The sequence below is a fragment of the Bradyrhizobium tropiciagri genome (assembly GCF_018130505.1).
GTDB lineage: Bacteria > Pseudomonadota > Alphaproteobacteria > Rhizobiales > Xanthobacteraceae > Bradyrhizobium > Bradyrhizobium tropiciagri_B.
Genome location: NZ_JAFCKH010000007.1, coordinates 184,733 through 201,246, shown reverse-complemented (window position 1 = coordinate 201,246; position 16,514 = coordinate 184,733). Strand labels below are relative to the sequence as shown.

Below are 16,514 nucleotides of genomic sequence, written 5' to 3'. Positions count from 1 at the left end.
AGCCCAGCTTGTAACCAAATTTGCCACGCGGGCAAACTTACTACGGAGCCGTATTTCCAATTCCTTCCAAGACGTTGCCCATCGGCAACGCCTCAAAAATGCCTACTTCAGGACGCGGCCAGATGCAGGATGTCGTTGTAGGTTGCAAATACCATCAACATCAGCACCAAACCGAGCCCAATCCGGAACCCCATCTCCTGGGCCCGCTCCGAGAGCGGACGTCCACGGACGGCCTCCACCGCATAAAACAGCAGGTGGCCGCCATCGAGCAATGGAACCGGGAACAAGTTCAGCAGGCCGATCGAGATCGACAGTACGGCAGCAAGGTGAATCAATGCCCCTACGCCGATGGTCGCCACCTGCCCCGAGATCTGGGCGATTCGCAGCGGACCGCCGACCTGGTCGGCCGCCTCGCGGCCGGTGAAGACGCCGCCGATATAGGCCAGCGTCCGGTCGATCACGAACCAGGTTTCCTTGACGCCCAGCCAGAGCGCGGTGGCGGGATCGACCCTCTCGGTGACGGCGTCGCCCGGCGAAGTCGCGCGGGTGATCCCGAGCACGCCGAGCTTATGGACGTTGCCAAACGGGTCCTTGACCTCACGCAGTTCCGGGGTGCCGCGGAGCTCGACGGTCGAATCACCCCGCTTGACCGTGAAGTTCAGGGTATCGCCGGCGTGGATGCTGACGATCCGCTGCATGTCCGAGAAGCTGCCGATCTTCGAGCCGTCGATCGCGGTCACGATGTCGCCGACCTGGAACCCGGCCGCGGCCGCAGCGCTGCTGGCCTCGATCTTGTCGACGCGAGCGGTGGTGCTCGGCTTGCCGAAGAAGGTGAACAGGCAGGTGAAGATCACGATCGCCAGAATGAAGTTGGCGAACGGGCCGGCGGCGACGATCGCAGCGCGCCTTCCGACCGACTTGTGATGGAAGCTGCCAGCGCGCTCCTCGGCCGTCATCGAAGCGAGCGTTTCGGTCGAGGGCGTGGACGCCTCGGTATCGTCGCCGAAGAACTTGACGTAGCCGCCGAGCGGAATGGCAGAGATCTTCCAGCGCGTGCCATGCCGGTCATTGAAGCCGGCGAGCTCAGGTCCGAAACCAAGCGAGAAGGTCAGAACCTTCACGCCGGCCCAGCGCGCGACCAGGAAGTGGCCGAGTTCATGGAAGAACACGACGATGGTCAGGACGAACAGGAACGGGACAATGTAGCCGACGAGCCCGTGGCTCAACGTATTGAAATAGTGAAGAAAAAACTCGGGCATCCGATTTCCCTCGACAAGAGCCAAAGGCTCCGTCCCCAACCCTCTAGGTTGCCTTTAAGGCAATTTGAGGCAATAGGGCGGCAGCTCTATTTCGCGCAACATGGTCAACGGAAATCGCGTCATCCGCCGATTGCAGCGGTGCCCGATTCCCGGTCCGAATCCAATCGTTCATCGTCGCCTCGACCAGGCGGGCGATGGCGCCGAACTTGATCTTGCCGGCGATGAAGGCCGCGACGGCGACCTCGTTGGCGGCGTTGAAGACGGTGGTCGCACCCTTCCCGGTCCGCAGCGCCTCATAGGCCAGCCGCAGCCCTGGGAAGCGGGCGAAATCCGGCACCTCGAAAGTGAGCTGGCCGATCTTGGCGAGGTCGAGCCGCGCCGACGGGCCGACGATGCGGTCCGGCCAGCCCAGGCAATGCGCGATCGGTATCCGCATGTCTGGCGTGCCGAGCTGCGCCATCACCGAGCGATCGGAGAACTCGACCATGCCGTGAATGATCGACTGCGGGTGCACCAGCACGTCGATCTCGTCGGGCGTCAGGGCAAACAAATACGAGGCTTCGATCACCTCGAGGCCCTTGTTCATCATCGACGCGGAATCGATGGTGATCTTCTGCCCCATGCTCCAGTTGGGATGCTTGAGGGCCTGCTCGAGGGTGGCCTGCTCGATATCGGCCGGAGCCCAGGTGCGGAACGGCCCGCCGGACGCGGTAATGATCACCCGCACCAGCTCTTCGCGATTGCCGGAACCGAGCGCCTGGAACAGCGCATTGTGTTCGGAATCCGCCGGCAGAATGCAGGCGCCCGCCTTCTTGGCGCGCTCCATGAAGAAGTCGCCGGCGCAGACCAGGCACTCCTTGTTGGCGAGCGCGACCGACGCGCCGCGATCGACCGCCGCCAGCGCGGGTTTCAGCCCGGCAGCGCCGCTCACCGCCGCCATCACCCAGTCCGCAGGCCGCGCCGCCGCCTCGATGATCGCGCTCTCACCGGCGCCGCATTCGATGCGGGTGCCGGCCAGCGCCTCCTTGAGCTCGGAAAGCCGCGCCGGATCGGCAATCGCGGCAAACCGGGCGCCGAATTCCCTGGCGAGCTTGGCAAGCCCCTCGACATTGCTGTTGGCGGTCAGCGCCTCGACCCGGTAACGGTCGCGCGCCCCGCGCAGCAGGTCCATGGTGCTGTCGCCGATCGAGCCGGTGGCACCGAGAACGGTTACGGACCGAACGGTTGACGCCGCGGCCTTGTTATTACGCAACGGAACTGCGCTCATCTGATCACCAAACCATAAGACCGCGTCCGACGCCATCGGCACCGCCGCGAACAAAACCTAAAATCGCCGCAACAATGACGGCCGCAACAAACCCGTCCAGGCGGTCCAGTACGCCGCCGTGGCCGGGAATGATATGACTGGAGTCCTTGACCCCAAACCGCCGCTTCACGGCGGATTCGAACAGATCGCCGAGCTGCGACGCCACCGACAGCACGGCGCCGAGCGCCAGCAGCGGTCCGGTCGTGCCGATCTCGAAGGCGGCGAAGCCCGCGGCAACCAGCAGGCTCGCCGCGAAGCCGCCGATCGCGCCGGCCCATGTCTTCTTCGGACTGACCCGCACCCACAGCTTCGGTCCGCCGATGCTGCGGCCGGCGAAATAGCCGCCGATATCGGTGACCCAGACGACCAGCAGCACGAACATCAGCGCAGCAAATCCCTTGGCCGTATCGTGCCGCACCAAAACCGATGCGATCTCGGCCCCCGCCGCGTAGAGCAGGCCTGCGATTGCCCAGACGCGCTGTGACCCCGAGAACAGCGCCAGTGCGACCATGCCGACAGCGACGACAGCCACGGCCGCGTCGAGCCGGCCGGCGATCAGGCCAAGACCCGCGAGCAGCAGTGCCGCGACGCCGGGCACCAGCACGTGTAGCTCGCGCACGAGGCCCGTGATCATCAGCCATTCGACGAACAGTCCGATTGCCGCCAGCGTCACCAGCAGCGACCAGGCGACACCGCCCACATAGGCCAGGCCAATCGCGATCGGCGCCAGCACCAGCGCCGCGACCACGCGCATCACCAGATTGCGCGACCCCTGCTCGCTTGCGGCTGCCGGCGGCTGCTCGCTTGCTGCCGCCGACGCGGCTTCGCCCTCGCTCACGAGCCGGTTTTCGCAGCAAGGCCGCCGAAGCGGCGCTCGCGTCGGCCATATTCCGCGATCGCGCCTTCCAGCGCGGCCTTGTCGAAATCCGGCCAGTGAATCGGCACGAACACCAGTTCGCTGTAGGCGGCCTGCCACATCAGGAAATTCGACAGCCGCTGCTCGCCGCTGGTGCGGATGATCAGATCGGGATCGGGAATGTCGGGCGCATCGAGATACTGCCCGAGCGTATCGGCATCGATCGTTTCAGGATCGCGCTTGCCTTCCGCGACTTCGCGCGCAAGCCGCCGCGCGGCGGAGGCGATTTCGGCCCGCGAGCCGTAGTTGAAGGCGACGACGAGGTTGAGCTTGGTGTTGTTCCGGGTCAGCTCCTCGGCCTCGCTCAGCAGCGCGCAGATGTCGGGATCGAGCCCGTTGCGCTCGCCGATCACGCGCACCCTCACCCCGTCGCGGTGCAGCGTCGCGAGGTCGTTGCGGATGAAGCGGCGCAGCAGGCCGAACAGATCGCCGATCTCGGTCGCCGGCCGCGACCAGTTTTCGGAGCTGAACGAGAAGATCGTCAGATAAAGTATGCCGAGCTCATCGGCGGCGCGCACCACACGGCGCAGCGCCTCGACGCCACGGCGATGGCCCTCGGCGCGCGGCAGGCCGCGCGCAGCGGCCCAGCGCCCGTTGCCGTCCATGATGACAGCCACATGCAGCGGACTTCCGGAGCGATCCGGTCCATCGGTTGCAGGGGCTGTGGCATTCGACATGGCGTGTTCCATAGCGCTTTCGAGAGCGGTTCGCTGACGAAAGCGCGTCAGACAAAAGGGGCGCGTCAGACCGTCAGGATTTCCTTTTCCTTGGCGGCCAGCAACTGGTCGACTTCGTGGATCACCCCGTCGGTCGCTTTCTGCACCTCGTTCGACAGGCGCTCCTGATCGTCCTCGGAGATCTCGTGATTCTTCTCGAGCTTCTTGATGATGTCGAGGCCGTCGCGGCGCACATGGCGAACCGCGACCTTGGCCTGCTCGGCGTATTTGTGCGCGACCTTGACGAGCTCCTTGCGGCGCTCCTCGTTGAGCTCGGGAATCCGCAAGCGCAGCACCTGCCCTTCGGTCGCCGGCGACAGGCCGAGGTTGGAATCGACGATCGCCTTTTCGACGGCCTTCACCATCGACTTGTCCCAGACCTGCACCGACAGCAGGCGCGGCTCGGGCACGCTGATGGTTGCGACCTGGTTGAGCGGCATGTGCGAGCCGTAGGCCTCGACCTGCACCGGCTCCAGCATGGAGGCCGCGGCACGGCCGGTACGCAGGCCGCCGAGCTCGTGCTTGAGCGACTGCGTGGCGCCCTGCATGCGGCGCTTCAATTCGTTGATGTCAAAACCAGGTGCGGCCATGACGTTCTCCCTTTTCAAGATATCCGGTGGTCGACGCCCGAAGGCGTCAGGTCAGCCGGCGACGACAGTGCCGTGTCCGGACCCGCGCAGAATCGCGCCGATCGAACCGGGCTCCGCGATCGAAAACACGATGATAGGCAGCGACGTCTCGCGGGCAAGCGCGAAAGCGGTCGCATCCATGACCTTGTAGCCGCCCTCGATGGCCTGCGAATGGGTCAGGCGGTCGAACCGCGTGGCCTTGGGGTCCTTCTTCGGATCGGCGGTATAGACGCCGTCGACATTGGTAGCCTTCAGCACCGCCTGCGCGCCGATCTCGGCCGCACGCAACACTGCGGTGGTGTCGGTCGTGAAGAACGGATTGCCGGTTCCGCCGCCGAGCAGGACGATGCGCCCCTCGGCGAGATATTTGTGCGCTGCAGTGCGGGTGAACAGCTCGGAAATCTCCGGCATCACGAACGCCGACAGCGTTCGCGCCGGCGTCCCCTTGCGCTCGATCGCCGCCTCCAGCGCGAGGCAGTTCATCATCGTGGCAAGCATGCCCATGGTGTCGCCGGTCGGCCGCGACACGCCGCGCGCGGAGACCTCGACGCCGCGGACGATGTTGCCGCCGCCGATCACGACCGCGACCTCGATGCCGAGCTTTTGCGCTGCGATCAGGTCGTCGGCGATGCGGTCGACGGTAGGCTGGTCGATACCGAAGGCATGGGAGCCGGCCAGATATTCGCCGGACAGCTTGATCACCACGCGACGATAGACCGGCTCAGCCATGATGCGATCGCTTTCCTATCCGCGCGGGCAGCCATCCAGCGCCTGCGCCGGATGGCTCTAATGGCGTCAGCGGTTACTTCTTGCCGCTGGCGGCGGCGACTTCAGCGGCGAAGTCGCTTTCCTGCTTCTCGATTCCCTCACCGAGAGCATAGTTCACAAAGCCCGCGATTTTGATCGGGCCGCCGACCTTACCCTCAGCTTCCTTCACCGCCTGGGCGACGGACTTGCCGCTGTCATGGATAAAGGCCTGATCCAGCAGGCAAACTTCCTTGAAATAGGTCTTCAGGCCGGAATCGACGATCTTCTCGATGACGTTCTCCGGCTTGCCGGCCTGGCGGTACTTGTCGGCCAGCACGTCCTTCTCGCGCTTGACGGTCTCCGGATCGAGCCCGGTCGGGTCGAGCGCCAGCGGCTTCGCGGCGGCGACGTGCATGGCAAGCTGGCGGCCGAGAACGGCGAGCTCGTCGGTCTTGCCGGTGGATTCGAGCGCCACGATCACGCCGATCTTGCCGGCACCTTCGACGACCGCATTGTGCACGTAGCTCGACACCACGCCCTTGCCGACCTCGAGGGCAGCGGCGCGGCGCAGCGTCATGTTCTCGCCGATGGTCGCGATGGCGTCCGAGATCGCGGTCTCGACGGTGACGTCGCCGACCTTGGCAGCCTTGATGGTCTCGACATCGGCGCCGTTATGCAGCGCGACCTGCGCGACCATCTTGACGAGGCCCTGGAACTGCTCGTTGCGCGCGACGAAGTCGGTCTCCGAGTTGACCTCGACCAGCACGCCCTTGTTGCCCTGGGTCAACGCGCCGATCAGGCCCTCAGCCGCGACGCGGCCGGACTTCTTGGCGGCCTTGGTGATACCCTTCTTGCGCAGCCAATCCTGCGCGGCCTGCATGTCGCCGTTGTTCTCGGTCAGCGCCGCCTTGCAATCCATCATGCCCGCGCCGGTCGACTCGCGGAGATCCTTGACCATCGCTGCTGTGATCGTCGCCATCGTTCAATGTCCTTCTTGCCTGTAGAGCAACCGCGGCGCCGGGTGGCGCCGCCGTCAGCGACAGGGAAATCGTTGTTCGTGGAAGAGAGCGGCGGCCGGGAGCCCCGGCCACGCCGCGTAACTTTTATTCCGCTTCGGCGAGCGTCTTGGCCTGAGCGACCCAGGCGTCGGCGCGGCTCGGCAGACCGACTTCTTCGCCGATCTTGTGCGCGGTGTCGTGGTCGAGCTCGGCGAGCTGCCAGTAGTGGAAGATGCCGAGGTCGTTGAGCTTCTTCTCGATCGTACCGGAGACGCCGGTCAGCTTCTTGAGGTTGTCGGCGGTGCCGCGCGGACCAGCCAGGCCCTGGAAGCCGGACGGCGCAGCGGCCGGCAGGTCTTCCTGGATCGGCGTTGCCGACGCGCCGACGTCGATGCCGGATTCACCCTGGGCGCGCGAGATGCCGTCGATGGCGGCGCGCGCCACGAGGTCGCAATACAGCGAGATCGCGCGGCCGGCGTCGTCATTGCCCGGCACCACATAGGTGATGCCCTTCGGGTCCGAATTGGTGTCGACGATCGCGGCGACCGGAATGTTGAGGCGCTGGGCCTCCTGGATCGCGATGTCTTCCTTGTTGGTGTCGATCACGAAGATCATGTCGGGCAGACCGCCCATGTCCTTGATGCCGCCGAGCGAACGGTCGAGCTTGTCGCGCTCGCGCTGCAGCGTCAGGCGCTCCTTTTTGGTGTAGGAGTTGGCTTCACCCGACGACAGCACCTCGTCGAGGTGACGCAGACGCTTGATCGAGGCCGAGATCGTCTTCCAGTTGGTCAGCGTGCCGCCGAGCCAGCGCGAATTGACGAAGTACTGCGCCGAGCGCTTGGCAGCCTCGGCGACGCCGTCCTGCGCCGAACGCTTGGTGCCGACGAACAGGATGCGGCCGCCCTTGGCGACGGTATCGCTGACCGCCTTCAGCGCGGTGTGCAGCATCGGCACGGTCTGCGCGAGGTCGATGATATGGATGTTGTTGCGGGCGCCGAAGATGTAATCCTGCATCTTCGGGTTCCAGCGGTGGGCCTGGTGGCCAAAGTGAACGCCAGCTTCCAAGAGCTGACGCATGTTGAAATCGGGCAGCGACATAGGTTTTAATTCTCCGGTTGGTTCCTCCGGAAACGTGTGAGCAAACGGGCCTGACTGGCCCGGTTGCCACCGGACGGCCTTTGAGAGCCATGTTTCCGTGTGAGATGGCGCGCTATATAGCGCGATTTGCGCCAGAAGCAAGGAAATACGGCCGGTTATGCCGGCCGGAAGGCCCGGATTCCGGCCGAAATGGCCCGTATTGAGCGAGTTTACAGCGTCTGCACGTCGACGACGCCGGCAACCGCCTTGATCGCGCCCGCGATCTGCGGCGAGACCTTGTAGCGGCCCGGCAGCTTCATCTCGACCTCGGTTTCGAGGTCGAGCATCATCACCAGCGAGACGTCGCCGTCGGCGCCTGCCGCGGGCGGTGGCGCGGCGGCCGGCTTGGCCACGGCCAGCGGCTTGCCGGTACCGCCGGGTGCGGGCGCGGCTTCCGGCATGTTGAGACGGCGCGCGATCGAATCGAGCGGCTTGGTGTCGCGCACGAAGATGCGCAGGCCCTTCTGGGTCTTTGCAGCGGCGTGGTCCAGCGGCTCGGCATGCAGCACCCTCGCCCGCACGTCCTCGCCCTGCAGTTCGGCGCCGAGCTGCAGCAGCACGGCGGCGCCCGGCTCGAGCACGTCGCGATATTGCGCGAGCCCTTCCGAGAACAGCACCGCCTCGAAATGACCGGTCGGATCCGACAGGCCCATGATGCCCATCTTGTTGCCGGTCTTGGTGCGCCGCTCCATGCGCGACACCACGGTCGCCGCCACCTTGCCCGCCGTCGCGCCGGTTTTGACCGCGCGCGAAAACTCCGCCCAGGATTGCACGCGCAGCCGCTTCAGCGCCGTCGCGTAGTCGTCGAGCGGATGGCCCGAGAGGAAGAAGCCGATCGCGTCGTATTCGCGGCGCAGCCGGTCCGCGGGCAGCCATGGCTCGACCTGCGGCAGCATGATGCTGGGCGCATCCGGCGCGCTGCCGAACATGTCGTTCTGGCCCGAGGTCGCGGCCTCGTGGCTGCGCTGGCACGCCGCGAGGATCGCATCGGCGCCGGCGAACACCCGTGCCCGGTTCCGCTCCAGCGTGTCAAACGCGCCCGCCGCTGCAAGGCTCTCGATGATGCGCTTGTTGACGGCGCGCGGCGACACCCGCGAGGCGAAATCGGCCAGCGAGGTGAAGGCGCCCTTGTTGTTGCGCTCGGCGATGATCTGCTCGACCGCCTGGATGCCGACGCCCTTCAGCGCGGCGAGCGCGTAGTAGATCGTGTTGTCGCTGACCTCGAAGGTCGCGCCGGAGCGGTTGATGTTGGGTGCCTCGACCTTGATGCCGAGCCGCTGCGCCTCGGAGCGGAATTCGGACAGCTTGTCGGTATTGTTGAGTTCGAGCGTCATCGACGCCGCCAGGAACTCGACCGGGTAATGCGCCTTCATGTAGGCGGTGTGGTACGACACCAGCGCATAGGCCGCCGCGTGGCTCTTGTTGAAGCCGTAGTCGGCGAACTTGGCCAGCAGCTCGAAGATCGTCTCGGCCTGGCCCTTGGTGACGCCGTTCTTCATCGCGCCGGCAACGAAGATGTCGCGCTGCTTGTCCATCTCGGCGCGGATCTTCTTGCCCATCGCGCGGCGCAGCAGGTCGGCCTGGCCGAGCGAGTAGCCGGCCATCTGCTGCGCGATCTGCATCACCTGTTCCTGGTAGATGATGACGCCGAAGGTCTCTTTCAGGATCGGCTCGAGGATCGGATGCAGATATTCCGGCTCCTCGTCGCCGTGCTTGCGCGCGCAATAGGTCGGGATGTTCGCCATCGGACCCGGGCGGTACAACGCCACCAGCGCGATGATGTCCTCGAATCGGTCGGGACGCATGTCGATCAGCGCGCGCCGCATGCCCTGGCTTTCCACCTGGAACACGCCGACCACATCGCCCCGTGCCAGCATCTGGTAGCTCGGCGCGTCGTCGATCGGCAGCGTCGCGAGATCAACATGGACGTCGCGCTGCTTCAGCAGCTTCACCGCGACGTCGAGCACCGTCAGCGTCTTGAGGCCGAGGAAGTCGAACTTCACGAGGCCCGCGGGCTCGACCCATTTCATGTTGAACTGGGTGACCGGCATGTCCGATTTCGGATCGCGGTACATCGGCACCAGCTCGCTGAGCGGACGGTCGCCGATCACGATGCCGGCGGCGTGGGTCGAGGCGTGGCGGGTCAGGCCCTCGAGCCGCTGCGCGATGTCGAAGGCGCGCGCCACCACCGGATCCTCGTCGCGGAACGCCTGCAGCTTGGGCTCGCCCTCGATCGCCTGCGCCAGCGTCACCGGCGCGGCGGGATTCTGCGGCACCAGCTTGGTGAGCTTGTCGACCTGGCCGTAGGGCATCTGCAGCACGCGGCCGACGTCGCGCAGCACGCCGCGCGCCTGCAGCGTACCGAAGGTGATGATCTGCGCCACCTGATCGCGGCCGTAACGATCCTGCACATACTGGATCACCTCGCCGCGGCGGTCCTGGCAGAAGTCGATGTCGAAGTCCGGCATCGAGACGCGTTCCGGATTGAGGAAGCGCTCGAACAGCAGCGCGAAGCGCATCGGATCGAGATCGGTGATGGTCAGCACCCAGGCGACCAGCGAGCCCGCGCCGGAGCCGCGGCCCGGCCCGACCGGAATGCCCTGCGCCTTGGCCCATTTGATGAAGTCGGAAACGATCAGGAAGTAGCCCGCGTATTTCATGCGGGTGATGACGTCGAGCTCGAAGGCCAGCCGCTTGCTGTAGTCCTCCTCGGTCATGCCCGGCGACAGGCCGTGCACCCGCAGCCGGTTGGCGAGCCCCTCCTCGGCCTGCCGCTTCAGCTCGGCGGCCTCGTCGGCGGCGGCGTCGGAGCTCTGCGCGGCGCCGACGGTGAAGAACGGCAGGATCGGCTTGCGCGTCTTCGGCCGGAACGAGCAGCGCTCGGCGATCTCGACCGTCGAGGCCAGCGCTTCCGGAATGTCGGCGAACAGCACCGCCATTTCCGCGCGGCTCTTGAAGCGATGATCGGGCGTCAGCTGCTCGCGCTCGGTCTCGGCGATCAGATGGCCGCCGGCGATGCAGAGCAGCGCATCGTGCGATTCATAATCGTCCGTGGTCGCGAAATACGGCTCGTTGGTCGCGACCAGCGGCAGGCCCTTGCCGTAGGCGAGATCGATCAGGCCGCTTTCGGTGCGCCGTTCCTTGTCGATGCCGTGGCGTTGCAATTCGATGTAGAGGCGATCGCCGAACAGGCCTGCCAGACGGTCGCAGCGGGTGGCCGCGAGCTGAGCCTGGTCGGCGCGCAGCGCCAGCGCGATCGGCCCGTCGGGCCCGCCGGTCAGCGCGATCAGATCCTCGGCGTTGTCGGTAAGCCAGTCGAACTTGATGTGCGGGGTCTGGTTGACCGGCGTCTCCAGGAACGCACGCGAGTTCAGCCGCATCAGGTTCTGGTAGCCGCGCTCGCGCGCCGCCAGCAGCACGATGCGCTGAGGTCCCGCCGCCAACACGCTGCGCACGTTGGGATCGACGTCGCCGAAATCCACCGCGACCTCGCAGCCGACGATCGGCTGGATGCCGTAGCCGGCCATCTTGTCGGAGAATTCCAGTGCCCCGAACATGTTGTCGGTATCGGTCAGCGCCAGCGCCGGCTGGCGGTCGGCTTTTGCGAGCTCGCCGAGCTTGGCGATCTTGATCGAGCCTTTCAGCAGTGAATACGCCGAATGGACGTGAAGGTGGACGAATCCGGGATTCGACATGGCGGCTCGGAAAATCTCTGCGTCGGGGTGGAGCGAGCACCGGAACCGGACCGCTTTCGCTGCGTCAGGCCCGACTCGCTTGCCTCACGATGAGGCCTGCACCTCGCCGAGTCCACGCCGAAGGCAGCATGGAAGCCGGGTCGTCCCGGCTTTCCCCAGGGCACCTATGCCGCTGTTGCTGCTCGCACATTTTCAGAACTGGGGAATCAGCTGGGCCCAAACCGCAATCATCCCGACGAACAGCGTGATGGACGCCAGCGCCGCCGCCTCTTCCACGAAAATCTTCAACATGATCGCCTCCGTGAACTGGAACGTATACAGAACATTGTTCCTTTTTTGTTCTGCGAGTCAAGCGAGGGCCGTCGGTCAGTTTGAAAACCGAACCCGGAAAGAATTCCCTTGGTTAATCTTGGCGGGAGGTGGCAGCGCTTAATGATGGCCCGTCGCCAGATACGCCGCCATCAGCGCGCTCAGGGCAGCCGTAGCGATCAAGAGCAGAACCGCAGATGAGTAGACAATGGCGAACCGGCTGGGTCGCTCGGACGCTGTGGGTCAGCTACGCTCCCGATGGTTCTCGACGCAGAGTATGATCGCCAATAAGGCCCCAGTGATCGTGGCGGCGGAGCGAAGAATCGAGCGAGCCTCATCAATTGTCGGGCGCGGATGACCCCAACTCATAAGTTGCTGAGTACAGCGTAAGCCCGGCCCCCAGGAACGCCGTGATGGCGAGGCCGAAGAATACCAGCACCCTTCCGATCGTCAGAGACATGGGCACCGATTTGCGCCCGTCGTTCCACACGAGATAGGCGGCCAACAACGCAAGGAATCCGCTTGCCTTGATAAGCATCCCTCTGCCGCCAGAGACTAGCCAGTCGTAAGTGGCCCCTAGCGCGATGGCAATCATGGCCACGTAGAACACCAGCAAGACAGCCTTGCGGACAGGTCCTATGCCACGCCTGATCATCCCCTGAGTATGCGTCTGGACTTGCAAGTTTTCCAGTGGAGGCAACCGCCAACAGCCAATCTGACCCACTCGCCGGGAAGATCCTACGCGCGATCCGAACCGATGGTTAACCCGCGCGCGATCTCCCCTCGCCCGGCCAACAAAAAACCCCGGGCCGAAGCCCGGGGTTCTCGAGATTGCTTGCAGCGAAGCGAGCGATCAGTAGCGCGGAACGACCGGGCCGCCGAACTTGTAGTTCAGGCGAACGGTGACGAGGTCGACGTCCTGCTTGATGGTGTCGGTGCGGCTGTTGACGCCGGCCGGGGTGACCAGGGTGTAGGTCTGGTTGTCCATGAACAGATGGTCGTACTCGACCGCGGCCGACCAGCCCGGAGCGAAGGCGTATTCGAGGCCGACGCCGACGGTGCCACCCCAACGGGTGTCGTTGGCGCTGTCGACGAGCGCGCCGGCAGCGGTGATGCCGCTGTACTTGTTGTCGGTCACAGCAGCACCGCCCTTCACGTAGAGCAGGGTGTTGTTCCAGGCATAACCGATCTGACCGGTGAACAGGCCGAACGCTTCGATCTTGGTGCGGTTGTTCAGGAGGAAGGCCGCGCTCACGTTGTTGCCGGTGAAGTCAGCCCAGTTGCCCTGAGCTTCCAGGCCGAACACCCAGCCGCCAGCCTGCCAACGGTAGCCGATCTGACCACCGACCGTGCCGCCGTCTGCGTCATGGCTGCCTTCGCCGAGCGGCGCGAACGGAACGCCGCCAACCGCGGTGTTGGTCCAGCTGTTGTGGCTGGTGCCCCAACCGCCGTTGATACCAATGTAGAAGCCGGTCCAATCATAGACAGCCGCAACCATCGGAGGCGGAGCCTTGGTGTAAGGGCGCGCCGCGAGATCGGCTGCGGAGGCCGGAGCGACCGCGCCGAGCGCGATCAGGCTGGCCGTGACAAGCAAAACCTTTTTCATTTTTCCCGTTCCAACTTTTGTACTGGCCCCCAAGGCCGCGAGACATCGTCATAGCAGTCTCGATCCAAATTGCTGTAACTTCGCTGCAACAGACACCCCCAAACGACTTCGTTCAAATTGTAAGTTAATGTTGTGTTGCAGGCACTTCTTGCATGTTTCGCCACATCATTGCCGCATAAATTTCACAATTCAAAACTGCGTGCGCAAATGCGCGTGAGATGCGAGTTGACGGGAACCTGCTTGTCCGATTTGGATCGTCGTGAAGGTCTGGCCGTCGCAGCGAAGGGAATGCACATGCGGACAATGATTCTTGCTGCGGCGTCGGTGGTCGCGCTCGCCGCATATGGAACCGCACCCGCGCAGGCGGTCGGCGTGCGCTATCCGTTCTGCATCCAGGGCGACCGGTATCCCGGTCTCAGCAACTGCTCGTATCCGTCATATCAGGCGTGCCTCGCGACCGCCTCGGGCATCGGACAGAGCTGCATCGCCAATCCCTATTATGCCGGCGACAACGATCCGCGCTCCTACCTCAACGTACCCGAGCGCGACCGCCGCGAGGGCAATTTCTTCGATCTGTTCATCCATTGAGCCCGAACCGGTCTTGCGCTGATCCTGTTTGACACGATCAGTTCGGAAGACGGCTTCCACTCTTCCGTATCCTGCGCGCCGATGCCGCGAGCAGCGGCGTGAAAGTGATTTGACGCTGGCCTGCGCGGGAAGGCCTGCTTGCACACATCTGGCGAACAAGAGTGCGGACGCCGCCTCGACGGGAGATTTCTGATGCGCGGTTTGGTTCTGGCACTGTTGGCCCTCGGCGTCGTCGCAGCGACGCCGGCGAGCGCGCAGAAGTACGATTCGACGTCTCCGGTCTGCAAGACCAACTATCGATGGGGCGGCGAGGACACCGACTGCGGCTACACGTCGCTGGAGCAGTGCCGGTTGGCCGCCGCGGGCGTCGGGGCGATGTGCTTCGACAACCCCTATTACGCCGGCCCCGCCGCTTCTCGCGCGAGAAGCCCGGAGCGGCGCAGCCGTCCGGCGTATTAGAGCGTTTTCGAGCGAAGTGGATTCCGGTTCGCGTGAACAAAACGCGTCAAAGAGAATCTACGGCCTATTCCAGCTCGACGACCTGCCCGCCCGACAGCGAAACCCGGCGATCCATCCGCGCCGCCAGCTCCATGTTGTGGGTTGCGATCAGCATCGCGACCCGCGTTGCCTTCACCAGTTGCATCAACGCGTTGAAGACATGGTCGGCGGTGCCCGGATCGAGGTTTCCGGTCGGCTCGTCCGCCAAGAGCGCCCGCGGCGCATTGGCGACCGCGCGGGCGATCGCCACACGCTGCTGCTCGCCGCCCGACAATTCGGCCGGGCGATGCGTGATGCGGTCGCCGAGCCCGAGATAGGACAGGATCTCGGTCGACCGCTTCACGGTCTCCGAGCGCTTCAGGCCGCGGATCATCTGCGGCAGCATGACATTTTCCAGCGCCGAGAATTCCGGCAGCAGGCGGTGCTGCTGGTAGACGAAGCCGATATCGGTGCGGCGTATCTGGGTGCGCTCGATGTCAGACAATTGCGAGGTCGGCGCGCCCGCGACATAGACCTCGCCGTCGTCTGGGCTCTCGAGCAGGCCTGCGATGTGCAGCAGCGTCGACTTGCCCGATCCGGACGGCGCCACCAACGCCACCGATTGGCCCGGCCACAGCGCGAGCTTGGCACCGTCCAGGATCGTCAGCGTGGCTTCGCCCTGCCGGTACTCCCGCTTGATGTCGTGGAGATAGATGACCGGCGTCTCTTCCGCCCCCTCCGCCATGCCCGCCCTCACTCGTACCGGAGCGCATCGACCGGATCGAGGCGCGCGGCGCGCCACGACGGGTAGAGCGTCGCCAGGAAGGACAGCGTCAGCGCCATGATCACGACCGCAAGCGTCTCGCCGAAATCGATCTCGGCCGGCAGCTTGGAGAGGAAATAGAGCTCGGGCGAGAACAACTCGGTGTTGGTGAGCCAGGACAGGAACTGGCGGATCGACTCGATGTTCATGCAGATCAGCATGCCGACGCAGAAGCCGGTCAACGTGCCGACCACGCCGATCGAGGCACCGGTGATCAGGAAAATCCGCATGATCGAGCCCTGCGAGGCGCCCATGGTGCGCAGGATGGCGATGTCCTGCCCCTTGTCCTTCACCAGCATGATCAGGCCGGAGACGATGTTGAGCGCCGCAACCAGCACGATCATGGTCAGGATCAGGAACATCACGTTGCGCTCGACCTGCAGCGCGTTGAAGAAGGTCGAGTTGCGCTGTCGCCAGTCGACCAGGAACACCGGCCGGCCGGCCGCCTCGGTCACCAGCTTGCGGTAGTTATCGATCCGGTCGGGGTTGACGGTGAACACCTCGATCGAGGAGACGTCGTTGTTGCGGTTGAAATAGGCCTGCGCCTCGGCCAGCGGCATGAACACGAAGGTCGAATCGTATTCGGACATGCCGATCTCGAACACCGCGGTGATCTTGTACGGCTTGATGCGTGGCGTCGTGCCCATCGGCGTCACCGCGCCCTTGGGCGCCACCAGCGTGATCATGTCGCCGGCATGCAGCGAGAGCTGATCGGCGAGCCTGCGGCCGATCGCAACGCCCTGCCCCTCGTCAAAACCCTCGAGCGAGCCCTGCTTGATGTTCTTGGCAATCGAGGTGAGGTTGTTGAGGTCGTCGGCGCGGATGCCGCGGATGAAAACGCCGGCGGCGTTGAACGGCGACGAGCCGAGCCCCTGCCCGTCCACGACGGGCGCGGCGAGCCGGACACCCGGCACCTGGCTGATGCGGTCGGCCACGTCCTTCCAGTCGGTCAGCGGCGATTCCAGCGGCTGCACCAGGATATGGCCGTTGAGGCCGAGGATCTTGTCCAGCAGCTCCTTGCGGAAGCCGTTCATGACCGCCATCACCACGATCAGCGTGGCGACGCCGAGCATGATGCCGAGGAACGAGAAGCCCGCGATGACCGAGATGAACCCTTCCCGGCGACGTGCGCGCAGATAGCGTCCGGACAGCAGCCATTCGAATGGCGCAAACGGCGGGGTACGGACTGGCTCGGTCATGGTCTCATCCATCTGTCGATAATCCCATGATTCGGGGCAAATGTGGCCGTATTACCCCGCGGGAAAGCGCGCGGTGAATAATTCGGATCATGATGCGATCTACGATTCG

Annotated in this window: 15 protein-coding genes; 2 read left to right on the top strand and 13 right to left on the bottom strand. The window is 64.8% G+C overall.

Annotation, left to right across the window (positions count from 1 at the left end; genetic code table 11):
- Positions 1-107 precede the first annotated feature (107 nt).
- From JQ633_RS19225 to JQ633_RS19175, 11 genes are all read right to left on the bottom strand, one after another.
- Positions 108-1,259: a M50 family metallopeptidase gene (locus tag JQ633_RS19225; RefSeq protein WP_211986623.1), complete on the bottom strand. Its 1,152-nt coding sequence runs from the start codon at positions 1,257-1,259 to the stop codon at positions 108-110.
- Between the two features lie 43 nt (positions 1,260-1,302).
- Positions 1,303-2,526: a 1-deoxy-D-xylulose-5-phosphate reductoisomerase gene (dxr, locus tag JQ633_RS19220; RefSeq protein WP_211986622.1), complete on the bottom strand. Its 1,224-nt coding sequence runs from the start codon at positions 2,524-2,526 to the stop codon at positions 1,303-1,305.
- Between the two features lie 4 nt (positions 2,527-2,530).
- The gene (locus tag JQ633_RS19215) at positions 2,531-3,403 is read right to left on the bottom strand and encodes a phosphatidate cytidylyltransferase (RefSeq protein ID WP_433995668.1); all 873 of its coding nucleotides are present in this window, start codon (positions 3,401-3,403) and stop codon (positions 2,531-2,533) included.
- Positions 3,400-4,158, bottom strand: a complete 759-nt coding sequence (locus JQ633_RS19210) for an isoprenyl transferase (RefSeq protein WP_211986621.1) — start codon at positions 4,156-4,158, stop codon at positions 3,400-3,402. Before JQ633_RS19210 ends, JQ633_RS19215 begins: the two co-directional genes overlap by 4 nt.
- A gap of 65 nt (positions 4,159-4,223) precedes the next feature.
- On the bottom strand, positions 4,224-4,787 hold the full coding sequence (gene frr / locus JQ633_RS19205) for a ribosome recycling factor (protein ID WP_211986620.1): 564 nt from the start codon (positions 4,785-4,787) through the stop codon (positions 4,224-4,226).
- 51 nt (positions 4,788-4,838) lie between these two features.
- Positions 4,839-5,555, bottom strand: a complete 717-nt coding sequence (gene pyrH, locus JQ633_RS19200) for a UMP kinase (RefSeq protein ID WP_211986619.1) — start codon at positions 5,553-5,555, stop codon at positions 4,839-4,841.
- A 73-nt stretch (positions 5,556-5,628) separates the two neighbouring features.
- Positions 5,629-6,552 (bottom strand): translation elongation factor Ts, encoded by a 924-nt coding sequence (gene tsf / locus JQ633_RS19195; protein ID WP_211986618.1) that lies wholly within the window; start codon positions 6,550-6,552, stop codon positions 5,629-5,631.
- 124 nt (positions 6,553-6,676) lie between these two features.
- Entirely contained in the window at positions 6,677-7,669 is a 993-nt protein-coding gene (locus JQ633_RS19190) for a 30S ribosomal protein S2 (protein WP_211986617.1), read from the bottom strand.
- Between the two features lie 209 nt (positions 7,670-7,878).
- Positions 7,879-11,403 (bottom strand): DNA polymerase III subunit alpha, encoded by a 3,525-nt coding sequence (gene dnaE / locus JQ633_RS19185; RefSeq protein WP_211986616.1) that lies wholly within the window; start codon positions 11,401-11,403, stop codon positions 7,879-7,881.
- A gap of 646 nt (positions 11,404-12,049) precedes the next feature.
- The gene (locus JQ633_RS19180) at positions 12,050-12,328 is read right to left on the bottom strand and encodes a hypothetical protein (RefSeq protein ID WP_211986615.1); all 279 of its coding nucleotides are present in this window, start codon (positions 12,326-12,328) and stop codon (positions 12,050-12,052) included.
- Between the two features lie 237 nt (positions 12,329-12,565).
- Positions 12,566-13,318 carry an outer membrane protein gene (locus JQ633_RS19175; RefSeq protein ID WP_211986614.1) on the bottom strand — a complete coding sequence of 251 codons (753 nt, stop codon included), beginning with the start codon at positions 13,316-13,318 and terminating at the stop codon, positions 12,566-12,568.
- A 294-nt stretch (positions 13,319-13,612) separates the two neighbouring features.
- Between JQ633_RS19175 and JQ633_RS19170 the strand changes: the two genes are divergently transcribed.
- A complete protein-coding gene (locus JQ633_RS19170; protein WP_249159480.1) occupies positions 13,613-13,906 on the top strand; it encodes a DUF3551 domain-containing protein in 294 nt (97 codons plus the stop codon).
- A gap of 192 nt (positions 13,907-14,098) precedes the next feature.
- Positions 14,099-14,365 (top strand): DUF3551 domain-containing protein, encoded by a 267-nt coding sequence (locus JQ633_RS19165; protein WP_211986612.1) that lies wholly within the window; start codon positions 14,099-14,101, stop codon positions 14,363-14,365.
- A gap of 64 nt (positions 14,366-14,429) precedes the next feature.
- On the opposite strand, the gene JQ633_RS19160 is transcribed toward JQ633_RS19165, so the two are convergent.
- Both JQ633_RS19160 and JQ633_RS19155 read right to left on the bottom strand, forming a co-directional pair.
- Positions 14,430-15,128 carry an ABC transporter ATP-binding protein gene (locus JQ633_RS19160; RefSeq protein ID WP_211986611.1) on the bottom strand — a complete coding sequence of 233 codons (699 nt, stop codon included), beginning with the start codon at positions 15,126-15,128 and terminating at the stop codon, positions 14,430-14,432.
- An 8-nt stretch (positions 15,129-15,136) separates the two neighbouring features.
- Complete coding sequence (locus JQ633_RS19155; protein WP_211986610.1) at positions 15,137-16,417, bottom strand: lipoprotein-releasing ABC transporter permease subunit; 1,281 nt, start codon at positions 16,415-16,417, stop codon at positions 15,137-15,139.
- Between the last annotated feature and the right edge of the window lie 97 nt (positions 16,418-16,514).